The sequence below is a fragment of the Pseudonocardia yunnanensis genome, from assembly GCF_039534065.1.
Lineage (GTDB): Bacteria > Actinomycetota > Actinomycetes > Mycobacteriales > Pseudonocardiaceae > Pseudonocardia > Pseudonocardia yunnanensis.
In genome coordinates this window covers 329371-341030 of record NZ_BAAAUS010000027.1, presented here as the reverse complement: position 1 = coordinate 341030, position 11660 = coordinate 329371, and the positions used below count along the sequence as shown (strand labels likewise).

Sequence of the window (11660 nt, the reverse complement as noted above, 5' to 3'; positions counted from 1 at the left end):
CCCCCTGGCCGAGAACGAACACCTCTTCACCTCGGAGTCGGTCACCGAGGGCCACCCCGACAAGATCGCCGACCAGATCTCGGACGCGATTCTCGACGCGGCACTCGCTGAGGACCCGACCTCGCGCGTGGCGTGCGAGACGCTGGTCACCACCGGGCTCGTCGTCGTGGCGGGCGAGATCACCACCAGGGCCACGATCGACTTCGCCTCGGTCGTCCGGCGCACCATCTGCGACATCGGCTACGACGACGGCGCCTACGGGTTCGACGGCCGGCACTGCGCCGTGATGATCACGCTCGACAAGCAGTCACCCGACATCGCCCAGGGTGTCGACGTCGCCCACGAGCACCGCGGCAAGCTCTCCGAGGACGAGCTCGACAGCGCGGGCGCCGGCGACCAGGGGATGATGTTCGGCTTTGCCACGCGGGAGACCCCCGAGCTCATGCCCCTGCCGATCGCGCTGGCGCACCGGCTCTCCCGGCGACTGTCGGCCGTGCGCAAGGACGGCACGCTGCCCTACCTGCGTCCCGACGGGAAGACGCAGGTCACCGTGCGCTACCGCGACGGCGTTCCGGTCGCCGTCGAGAAGGTCCTGATCTCCACGCAGCACGCCGAGGAGGTCTCCACCGAGCAGATCCGCAACGACCTCTGGGAGCACGTCGTCACCCGCGAGATCCCGGCCGAGCTCTACTCCGCCGAGGCCCTCAAGGAGAACTACTTCGTCAACCCGACGGGCCGCTTCGTGATCGGCGGCCCGGTCGGCGACGCCGGCCTCACCGGTCGCAAGATCATCGTCGACACCTACGGCGGCTTCGCCCGCCACGGCGGCGGCGCGTTCTCCGGCAAGGACTCGTCCAAGGTCGACAGGTCCGCCGCTTACGCTGCCCGCTACGTGGCGAAGAACCTGGTGGCCGCCGGGCTCGCCGACAAGGTGGAGGTGCAGGTGGCGTACGCGATCGGGGTGGCCAGGCCGCTGTCGGTGCTGGTGGAGACCTTCGGCACCGAGCACGTGCCCCTCGCGAACATCCGCAAGCTCGTCGACGAGCACTTCGACCTGCGTCCGGCCGCGTTCCGCCGGGATCTGCAGCTGAACCGCCCGATCTTCGGCAAGACCGCCGCCTACGGCCACTTCGGCCGTGACGACCCCGACTTCACGTGGGAGCGCACCGACAAGGCCGACGAGCTGCGCGCAGCGGCGGGGCTCGACTGATGGCCGGATTTCCGACCGACCTGGAGATCGCGAAGGCAGCGAAGCTACAGCCCCTCGGGGACATCGCCGCCGAGATGGGCATCGGCCAGCACCTCGTCACGCCCTACGGCCGGCAGGTCGCGAAGATCGAGCTCGCGGCGATCGACGAGCTCGCCGACCGGCCGCGCGCCAAGTACATCGTGGTCTCCGCGGTCACCCCCACGCCGCTCGGTGAGGGCAAGACCACCACCACCGTGGGGCTCGGCCAGGCGATGCGCCACATCGGCAAGCGCGCCACCATCGCGATCCGCCAGCCGTCCATGGGGCCGACGTTCGGCATCAAGGGTGGCGCCGCCGGTGGCGGCTACTCGCAGGTGGTGCCGATGGAGCAGCTGAACCTGCACCTCACCGGCGACTTCCACGCCGTCACCGCGGCCCACAACATGCTCTCGGCGGTGCTCGACAACCACCTGTTCCAGGGCAACGAGAGCGAGATCGACCAGCACAACATCACCTGGCGCCGCGTTCTCGACGTCAACGACCGGGCCCTGCGCAACGTCATCGTCGGGCTGGGATCGCGGCTCGACGGCGTGCCGCGCCAGACCGGGTTCGACATCACGGCGGCCTCCGAGGTGATGGCGATCTTCGCGCTCGCCCGGTCGGTGCCGGAGATGCGCGAACGACTCGGACGCATCGTCGTGGCCTACACCCGCGACGGCAAGCCGGTCACGGCCGAGGACATCGGCGGCGCCGGCGCGATGGCCGTGATCATGCGGGACGCGATGGCGCCCAACCTGCTGCAGACACTGGAGAACACCCCGGTGCTGGTGCACGCCGGCCCGTTCGGCAACATCGCGCACGGCAACTCGTCGGTGGTGGCCGACCTGATCGGCATCCACTCCGGCGACTACCTCATCACCGAGGCCGGGTTCGGTGCCGACATGGGTGCCGAGCGGTTCTTCAACATCAAGTGCCGCGCGTCGGGCCTGACCCCCGACGCCGCGGTCGTCGTCACCACGGTCCGGGCGCTCAAGGCGCACTCGGGCAACCACCGGATCGTGGCCGGTCGGCCGCTGCCGGAGGCGCTGCTCGCCGAGAACCCGGACGAGGTGCACATCGGCGGGGCCAACCTGCGCAAGCAGATCGAGAACATCCGCCTGCACGGGATCCCCGCTGTCGTCGCGATCAACGCCTTCCCCGACGACCACCCGAGCGAGCACGCCGCGATCGCCGAGATCGCGGAGTCGATGGGTGCCCGCTCGGCGGTGTGCACGCACTTCGCCGACGGCGGACGCGGCGCCACCGACCTGGCGCGCGCGGTGGCGGAGGCAGCCGACGAACCGTCGGACTTCCATTTCCTCTACCCCGAGAGCGCCCCGCTGCGGGAGAAGATCGAGATCGTGGCGCGGGAGGTCTACGGCGCCGACGGGGTGGACTACGACCCGCCCGCCGCCCGCCAGCTCGACTCCTACGAGCGCAACGGGTTCGGCAACCTCCCCGTGTGCATCGCGAAGACGCACCTGTCGATCTCGTCCGACCCCTCGCTCAAGGGTGCACCGACGGGATGGCGACTACCGGTTCGCGAGGTGCGAGCCTCGGTGGGAGCGGGCTTCATCTACCCGATCTGCGGCGACATGCGCACCATGCCGGGGCTCGGGGCGCATCCCGCGGCGCACAAGATCGACCTGGACGCCGACGGAAACATCATGAACCTGTCCTGACGCGCGTCGAACGTGCACCGGTTCCCCGGAACCGGTGCACGTTCGTGGCCCACGAGTCGGTCATGACCAGCCGGGGTACCCGAGCACATGACCGAGCACGAACACGAGCCCGTCGAGGGCGCCCGACCCCGGCTCGACCCGGGCGACCGTCCCAGCAGCATCCGGCCTGACGCCCTCGAGCCCGAGGAGGACGAGGACGAGGACCGTCAGGGCACCGACGGCCGAGCCGAGCACGGTCCTCCGTCGGAGGCTCCCGACCCTGCGTGACGCTCCGCGACCTGAGATATCCATCGCGTAGCAAAAAGGTGATACGGGTACGAACCGGACATGTCACCGACAGTCGTCGTCTTCGCTCCCTCTCCCCTGCTGACCGTCACCATCGAAGACCGGGCCGGCGTGCCCGACATCCACGTCCACGCCGGCGGACAAGCGGTGTGGCAGGCTCGCATGATCTCCAGCCTCGGCGTCCCGGTGGTGCTGTGCGCCACCCTGGGCGGAGAGGCAGGAGACGTGCTCGGGCACCTGCTCCCGAGCGAGGGCGTCGAGCTGCGTGCCGTGCCTGTCGACTCGCGCAACGGCGGCTACGTGCACGACCGCCGCGACGGTGACCGCGACCCGATAGCGGAGGCGCCCGGCTCGCCGCTGGACCGCCACGAGCAGGACGCGCTCTACGAACTGATGCTGCACGAAGGCATCACGCACGGCACCGCACTGCTCGGCGGCCCGAACTCCGACGACGTGATCCCGGCGGCGCTCTACGCCCGTCTCGCCACCGACCTCTCCCGCAACGGCTGCCGCGTGGCGGCCGACCTCTCGGGCAAACGTCTCGACGCCGTGCTCGAGGGTGGCCCGTTCGTCATCAAGGTGAGCCACGAAGAGCTGCTCGCGGACGGCCGCGCCGAGAACGACGACCCGGCGACGCTGGTCGCAGCGATGCGGCAGCTGCGCGCGGAGGGCGCCGACACAGTGATCGTCTCGCGGGCCGCCGAGCCCGCGCTCGCCCTCCTGCCGGAGGGACAGGACGACGGGAGCGACGTCCTGGAGATCCGCGTGCCGGAGCTGACGCCCGCTGAGACCCGCGGGGCGGGCGACTCGATGACGGCGGGCGTCGTGGCGTCACTCGTCCAGGGTGAGCCGGTGCAGGAGGCGCTGCGCACCGGCGCGGCGTGCGGGGCCCTGAACGTCGTCCGGCGCGGGCTCGGTACGGGCGGTGCGGAGGCCATCCGAGCGCTCGCCGAGCGGGTCGAGCTCAGCGACTGGAGGAAATGACGCACGCCGCGCCCGCATCAAGACTTCCTGGTGGCCGGCATCCATCACAACCTCAGCCGTTCCCAGCAATCAGTTTTTCTCATGAGTAGGAAGCAGGAATGATATCGCGTCGGCGTCGAATTCCCGTGAGCGACATCACTGTGATCCTGCGACGATAGCGCCCCGCGATCCATGTGGCGTACGTTGGCCTGGTCGCTCGCTTTCAGCTGCAGCCGGCATCGTCACGGTCGACGATATGCGGACACATAGCAGCAGCCGCGATCATCACCGATCGTGATTTTGACACAGCTCTCGCATCCTCGCTCTGAGGATCATGCATCCGGGGGGCCTCCATGTGTGGAATAACCGGCTGGGTGGCATTCGACGCCGACCTGCACGCCGAACTCGAAGCCATCAACGCGATGACCGACACGATGGCCTGCCGAGGCCCCGATGACGAGGGCACCTGGGTGCGCGGGCACGCGGCGCTGGGACACCGGCGCCTGAGCATCATCGACGTGGCGGGCGGTCGGCAACCTATGGTCGAAGAAACCGCCGACGGCCCGGTGGCGCTCGTCTACTCCGGCGAGACCTACAATTTCACCGAGCTGCGCAACGAGCTCGCCTCCCGAGGTCATTATTTCGAGACGCATTCAGACACCGAGGTTGTGTTGCGCGCCTATCTGGAATGGGGCAGCGCCTCGGCGGAGCGCCTGAACGGGATGTACGCGTTCGCCGTGTGGGACGCGCGGATTCAACGGCTCGTCATGATCCGCGACCGCATGGGCGTCAAGCCTCTGTACTACTACGAAACCGAGGACGGTGTGCTGTTCGGCTCGGAGCCGAAGGCGATCCTGGCCAACCCGCTCGCCGAGCGTGTCGTCGGCCTGAACGGGTTGCGCGACATGTTCAGTCAATCCAAGTCGCCGACGGTGGCCGTGTGGGAGGGCATGCGTGAGGTCGAGCCCGGCTGTGTGGTCACCACCCACCGGGGCGGCCTCCAGGCCACACGCTATTGGAGCTTGCCCACCCGCGAGCACACCGATTCCCGGGATGCCACCGTCGCCCACGTCCGGGAACTGCTCGAGGACATCGTGGCTCGTCAACTGGTGTCGGACGTGCCGCGCTGCACCCTGCTGTCCGGCGGCCTCGACTCGTCCGTCATCACCGAGATCGCCGCCGGCCGGCAGGCCCGTGTAGGTGAGACCATCCGCACCTTCTCCGTCGAGTACGCCGGCCAGACCGAGCGCTTCGTCGCCGATACCGCCCGCGACGCTCCGGACACCCCGTTCGCGCACGAGGTATCTGCGCATGCCGGCACCGAGCATCAGGACATCCTGCTGGACCCCGACGCCCTGACCGACATCGATGTCCGCACCGCAGTCGTGCGCTCCCGAGACATCCCCCAGGGCCTCGGAGATATGGACACGTCGATGTATCTGCTGTTCCGAGACTTGCGGGCACACTCCACGGTTGCGTTGTCCGGCGAGTCGGCCGACGAGATCTTCGGCGGCTACCGCGAGTTCTTCAGTCGAGAGGCGCTGCAGGCCCGCAGCTTTCCCTGGTTGACGGAGGTGACACCCATGAGGGGCCTCGACGTCGAAACTCTCGATCCCGGACTGCAGGCCACACTGGCGTTGCCCGAGTACGCCAGGGACACATACGACAGTGCGGTCGCGTCGGTTCCACGCCTGGCCGACGACGATGATCACGAGTATCGGATGCGCCAGCTCAGCCATCTCTACCTGACCCGTTTCCTTCGCTTGCTGCTGGACCGTAAGGATCGGCTGTCCATGGCCGTCGGCCTGGAGGTCCGGGTCCCGTTCTGTGACCACCGGCTGGTCGAATACGTCTACAACGCACCGTGGCCTTTGAAGGTATATGACGGGAGGGAGAAGTCGCTGCTGCGCGGGGCCGTCGGTGACCTTTTGCCCGACTCCGTACTGAACCGCAGAAAAGCGCCCTACCCTTCCACTCAGGACCCCGCCTACGTGACCAAGCTGCGGGGCATCTGCCGAGACTATGTCGTCGGCTCAGCCCATCCGGTTGTCGATCTGGTCGATCGCAACTGGTTGGCCGGCGCCGTCGTCGAGGACGGGCCGGTGCGGCCGAGCACCCGCCGCAGCCTGGAACGGACCATCGACCTGGCCATCTGGCTCGATATCTACAACCCGACCTTGAAAATCTGATCCCGCGAAAGTCGATCGGGGTCACCGGCGTCGCCGGAGAACAGGAAGGACGCGATCTGCATGGCCGATGTGCCGGTCGACGTGGTCGGCCGGCACCGATACGCCCGGCACGGACGCCGCGGCCGGCTCATCGGCCCGCCCCTGCGGTCTTCGTCCCGTCCATCTCGACGCTGTCCACGTCCATCTCGGCTCTGTCCACGTCCGGCTCGGGATCCGCGGCGGCACGGACGTGGCCGTTGCGCACCTCGATGACCTCCTCGTAGACGGCCGCTGTGGCCGCGGCCACCCGTTCCCAGTCGTAGCGGGCGAGCACGCGGTCGTGCCCGGCGATGCCGTAGGCCGTGGCCCGCGTCGGGGAGGCGAGCAGGTCACGCACCGCGGCGGCCACGGCGTCCGGACGGCGAGGCGGTACGAGCACGCCGGTGACCTGGTCCACCACCGTGTCCTGGATGCCTCCGACGGCGCTGGCCACCACCGGACGCGCGCACGCCATCGCCTCGAGCGGGACGATCCCGAACGGCTCGTACCACGGCACGCACACCACCGCGTCGGCCGAGCGCAGCAGGGCGGGGACCTCGTTCCTGCCGACCGGCCCGATCAGCCGAACCCGATCGGCCACCCCGGCGGCCTCCGCATGCGAGCGCAGCCGCTCGGCGTGCGGATCGCCGGCCTGCGCCCCGCCGGCCACCACCAACTCGGCGTTCGGAATGCGTCGCAACGCCTCGATCACCTCGTCGACACCCTTGTGCCGCACCAGCCGGCCGAGCGAGACGAGGCGTGGTCGCTCGGAACGTCGCGCCACCGGTCCTTCGGGAGTGAACAGGCCGGTGTCGACCCCGCACGGCACCACGCTGATCCGCCGGCGCGGCGCGCCGAGCCGCGCCAGCTCGAAGACCTCGTCGGTGCAGGTGGCGAGCACCCGATCCACCGTGCGAGCCACGGCGAGCTCCGCGCGTATGCGCCCTTCCGGGCTCGTGTCGTCGCTGCCCTGGTGGCGGCGCGTCACGCTCCCGAGTGCGTGGAAGGTCTCCACGACGGGTATCCGGCCGCCCGCAGCGGCGAGCGCCACCATGCCGGACATCCAGAAGTGCGCGTGGACGACATCGGGCCGATCGGTCGCCCAGGCCGCCTTCAGCGTGTCCGTGAAGGCCGGGAGGTGTGGCACCAGCTCGTCCCTCGGTAGCGGTTCGGCCGGGCCCGCGGATGCATGCCGGACCACGACACCCGGTCGCAACGGCACCGTGTCGGGAAGCGTCGGATCGTCGCGGCGGGTCCACACCGTCACGTCGTGGCCCATCGCGGCAAGAGCGGAGCTCAGCTCCAGCACGTGCACGTTCTGGCCACCGGCGTCGGTCCGGCTCAGTGCGGCGAGGGGGCTGGCGTGCTCGGACACCATCGCGATACGCATCAGCAGCAGCTCCTCCCGACGACGGACGTCGTCCACGAGCCGTTCACGTGCCACAGCAGCATGTTCACGCCAGGGGGGTTAACTCTTGCCACTGCGAAGAAAACCTCACAGGCGCAACTGCTACTCGTCGGAGCCAATTACTACGCTCCGTTGCGTTCCGGAAGCCGACGACCTCATGGGCGCGGCTCGCGGCTCAGGCGATCTCGGCGATCGCCTCGTCGAGGCTGTCGCAGTGGCGGAACACCTCGAGCAGGTTGGTGATCTGAAGGACGCGGCGCACGGCCCGTCCGGCGGCCGCCGTGCGGAAGGAGACTCCGCCGGCGTCTGCGCGACTGCGGGCGTCCATCAGCACGACGAGCCCTGTCGAACCGCAGAACAGCAGGCCGGACATGTCCACGACCAGCCCTTTCGGCTCCGCGTCCACGGCCCGGAACGCCACCTCACGTAGCAGCCCTGCGGTCGACAGATCCACCTCGCCCGCAGGTGCGACGACGAGCACTCCGCTCCGCGGCTCGGACACCGGCACCGTCAGCAGATCGGGACGCAGCGTTACGGGAGTGCGCGGCCGCGGGACCTCGGAGCCGGCCGAGGCGAGCTCGAAGCGCCGTGTCATCCGATACTCACCTCCGGTGGTGAGGTAAATGCGGGGCACCACCAACCCCGGGCAGACTCAACGATGCTCCCCGCCGACCTGGGGCGCAACCACGCCACTCGGTCGGCGGGTGGGTGATCTGGCCCTCAGTCCGGGAAGCGGGCCCGCACCGCACCGTCCGGCCCGTCGTCGACCAGTGCGCCCACGGCCAGCCCGTAGCGCAGCGCCGCAGCGAAGCGATCGGGCGGCCAGGCGTCCGCGCCGACGCGTTCGCCCAGCTCCGCCGACGGCAACGGGCCGCTGCGCAGCGCCTCGAGGATCGCGCCCAGCTCTCGGTCCCGGTCGGGATCGTCGATCAGCGGCGTCTGATGGTAGCTGCGGGCAGCGACGGCCGGACGGCCTGGTGGCCGCCCGTCGGTCTCCGCACGCTGCCCGGCCTGTCGAGCCGCCGGCTGGGCCGACAGCGGTGGCGCGACGTCCTCCAGCGACCGGCCGGCAGCCTCGACCCCGAGCAGGAGCTCGGCGAGTCCGGCGATGATCATGACCCCGGCGCCGATGTAGTAACCGAATGCGACGTTCTCTTCGCGGCCGCTCGCCGCGAGCGAGCTGAAGAGCACCGGCCCGATGATCCCGCCGAGTCCCGTTCCCACGGCGTAGAAGAGGGCGATGCACATCGCCCGGATCTCCATCGGGAAGATCTCCGACACCGTGAGATAGGCCGCGCTGGCCCCGCAGGACGCGAGGAAGAAGACGGCGGTCCAGGAGGCCACGAGGGTCCAGGCCGACAACACGCCCGCCGAGAACAGCCACGCCGTGCCGACCAGCAGCAGACCCGAACCGACATAGCTCACCGTGATCATCGTCCGGCGTCCGATCGTGTCGAACAGCCTGCCGAGGACCAGCGGGCCGATCAGGCTGCCCAGCGCCAGCGGGATGAGGTAGAGGCCGGTGGAGCCGCTCGGCACCCCGAAGAAGGTGGCCAGGACGAGCCCGAACGTGAAGTAGACGGCGTTGTAGAGAAACGCCTGGCCCACGAAGAGCGCGAGCCCGAGCAGCGCCCGCCGGGGATAGGTCCCCAGCACCGTCCCGGCGATCTCGCCGAAGCCGGTGCTCCGTCGCTGGGTGACCTCCAGGAAGTCGTCCACCGGGGGCAGCCGCGAACCGGTCTCCCGCTCGACCCCGCGCTCGATGTCGCCGACCAGAGCCTCGGCCTCGTCATTGCGGCCGTGCGTGTAGAGCCAGCGCGGGCTCTCCGGCACGTGCCGGCGGACGATCAGGATCACCGCGCCCAGCACGGCGCCGAGGGCGAACGCCACCCGCCAGCCGACGTCGGCCGGGATGAGCACGGGATCGAGCAGCACCAGGGTGAGTGCGGCTCCGACCGCGGCGCCGGCCCAGTACGAGCCGTTCACGGCCAGTGACACGGTGGCACGCATGCGGGCGGGCACCAGTTCGTCGATCGCCGAGTTGATGGCCGCGTACTCCCCGCCGATGCCTGCGCCGGTCAGGAACCGCATGACGAGGAAGAACCAGGCGGTGAAGGAGAAGGCGGTGGCGATCGTGGCCGCGAGGTAGAGCCCGAGCGTCACGAGGAAGAGCTTCTTGCGGCCGAACCGGTCGGTCAGGTAGCCGAACACCAGCGAGCCGACGACGGCGCCTGCGACGTAGATCGCGGCCGCGAGCCCGACCTCCGTATCGGTCAGCGCAAGGCCGCTGTCCGGCTCGGTGAGCCGGGCGGCGAGTGCGCCGACGATCGTGACCTCGAGACCGTCGAGGATCCAGACGGTGCCCAGGCCCAGCAGCACGAGCCAGTGCCAGCGCACCCAAGGGAGGCGGTCCATCCGAGCCGGAACATCAGTTCGTACCGTGCTCGCCCCCGCCATGCCGGCGATTAGCCGCGAGCCCGGACACCGAAACATGGCCGACGGCACACGTCCGACGACGCCGCGTGCGACTCCGTTTGCTGTGACCCCGCGCATTGCCCATGAGCGGCCTCGGCGCCAATACTGCGAACGTGGTCACCCATTCTCGCCAAACGTCGACCCGGACTGTGGAGGAACTGTGAACGGTCCTTCACCGTCGGTTCCGGCGGAATGCACGAGTTCGGCAGGCGAACTGCTCGATCGGGCGCGAGCGCTCGTACCGCTCCTGCGTGCTAACGCCGCCGAGACCGAGCGTCTCGGTACTCTCCCCGACGACAACGTCACCGCGCTGCGCGACGCGGGCTTCTTCACGCTCGGCACCCCGCACTGCTTCGGAGGACCCGAGGCCGACTTCCGGACATGGGTCGACGTGATCGCGGAGCTCGCCCGAGGCTGCGGCTCCAGCGCCTGGGTCGCCACGCTCCTCTCGATGGGCTCGCACTTCACCGCCCTGCTCGGGGACCGCGCCCGCTCCGATGTCTGGGCCGCCGGCCCGCACGCGACGATCTGTATGAACCCGAACCCCAGTGCAGGGGGCCGCGCCGTGGACGGTGGCATGGTCGTCAGCGGGCGGTGGCGGCCGATGTCCGGCTGCAACCACGCCCAGTGGGTCATGGGGGGCGTACCGGTCCACGACGGACAGGGCGCGGTCGTCGATCGGAAACTGGTACTCGTGCCGATGAACCAGACCCGCATCGAGGAGACCTGGAATGTCGCCGGAATGCGGGGAACGGGCAGCAACACCGTCGTCGTCGACGAGGTCTTCGTGCCTGAACATCGCATTCTGTCGCTGCCGAGAGCGCTCGCCGGCGACTACGCGGCCGAGCATCCCGACGAGCCGCAGAACGCCATTTCGGCGTCCTCGTTGGTGGCCGTCGCCCAGGCCGCCCCGGCGCTCGGCCTGGCTACCGCGGCTCTGGAACACACGCTGGATGTGCTCGGCGCGGGCCGGGCGGTCGGGACGTCGATCTACCAGAACGCGATCAACGCACCGAGCGTGCAGTTCAACGTCGCCGACGCCGCAAGGCTGATCGACACCGCCAGGATGCACACCGACCGGGCAGTCGCGGACATGAACCAGGGCGTCCGCGAGCGCCACCCGCTCGACCTGGCCACCCGGGCCCGCATCCGCATGGACGTCGGCACGGTCATGCGGAGCACACAGCGGGCAGTGGGCCTGCTCCTGGACGTGGGCGGGGCCGGCGGGTTCGACCTGGCCAACCCGGTCCAGCGGATCTGGCGCGACCTGGAGACGGTGGCGCGGCACCAGATCCTCTCCCCCGACCTGAGCCGCGAGATCTACGGACGCGCGCTGCTCGGCGTCGAGCCACAGGTCAGCAACCTGATCTGAACCGGGGAGCAGCGGGAGCGGCGGAGTGGAGTAGCCCGCA

General features: G+C 69.6%; 9 protein-coding genes. 6 read left to right on the top strand and 3 right to left on the bottom strand.

Annotated elements, in window-relative coordinates; translation table 11 throughout:
• The first annotated feature begins 4 nt into the window (after nucleotides 1-4).
• From metK to asnB, 5 genes are all read left to right on the top strand, one after another.
• The gene (metK, locus tag ABD743_RS26330; RefSeq protein WP_379659419.1) at nucleotides 5-1210 is read left to right on the top strand and encodes a methionine adenosyltransferase; all 1206 of its coding nucleotides are present in this window, start codon (nucleotides 5-7) and stop codon (nucleotides 1208-1210) included.
• Nucleotides 1210-2910 carry a formate--tetrahydrofolate ligase gene (locus tag ABD743_RS26325; protein ID WP_344724901.1) on the top strand — a complete coding sequence of 567 codons (1701 nt, stop codon included), beginning with the start codon at nucleotides 1210-1212 and terminating at the stop codon, nucleotides 2908-2910. The genes metK and ABD743_RS26325 overlap by 1 nt, the downstream gene beginning before the upstream one ends.
• Before the next feature lie 87 nt (nucleotides 2911-2997).
• On the top strand, nucleotides 2998-3177 hold the full coding sequence (locus ABD743_RS26320) for a hypothetical protein (RefSeq protein ID WP_344724899.1): 180 nt from the start codon (nucleotides 2998-3000) through the stop codon (nucleotides 3175-3177).
• 60 nt (nucleotides 3178-3237) lie between these two features.
• Complete coding sequence (locus ABD743_RS26315; RefSeq protein WP_344724898.1) at nucleotides 3238-4179, top strand: 1-phosphofructokinase family hexose kinase; 942 nt, start codon at nucleotides 3238-3240, stop codon at nucleotides 4177-4179.
• Nucleotides 4180-4511: 332 nt separating this feature from the next.
• Nucleotides 4512-6347, top strand: a complete 1836-nt coding sequence (gene asnB, locus ABD743_RS26310; RefSeq protein ID WP_344724897.1) for an asparagine synthase (glutamine-hydrolyzing) — start codon at nucleotides 4512-4514, stop codon at nucleotides 6345-6347.
• Between the two features lie 127 nt (nucleotides 6348-6474).
• On the opposite strand, the gene ABD743_RS26305 is transcribed toward asnB, so the two are convergent.
• The 3 genes from ABD743_RS26305 to ABD743_RS26295 form a co-directional block, all read right to left on the bottom strand.
• Complete coding sequence (locus ABD743_RS26305; RefSeq protein ID WP_344724967.1) at nucleotides 6475-7755, bottom strand: glycosyltransferase; 1281 nt, start codon at nucleotides 7753-7755, stop codon at nucleotides 6475-6477.
• 193 nt (nucleotides 7756-7948) lie between these two features.
• A complete protein-coding gene (locus ABD743_RS26300) occupies nucleotides 7949-8368 on the bottom strand; it encodes an STAS domain-containing protein (RefSeq protein ID WP_344724896.1) in 420 nt (139 codons plus the stop codon).
• A 125-nt stretch (nucleotides 8369-8493) separates the two neighbouring features.
• Entirely contained in the window at nucleotides 8494-10188 is a 1695-nt protein-coding gene (locus ABD743_RS26295) for an MFS transporter (protein WP_344724895.1), read from the bottom strand.
• 220 nt (nucleotides 10189-10408) lie between these two features.
• On the opposite strand from ABD743_RS26295, the gene ABD743_RS26290 reads away from it, so the two are divergent.
• Nucleotides 10409-11620, top strand: coding sequence for an acyl-CoA dehydrogenase family protein (locus ABD743_RS26290; protein ID WP_344724894.1), 1212 nt, complete (start codon nucleotides 10409-10411; stop codon nucleotides 11618-11620).
• The last annotated feature ends 40 nt before the right edge of the window (nucleotides 11621-11660 follow it).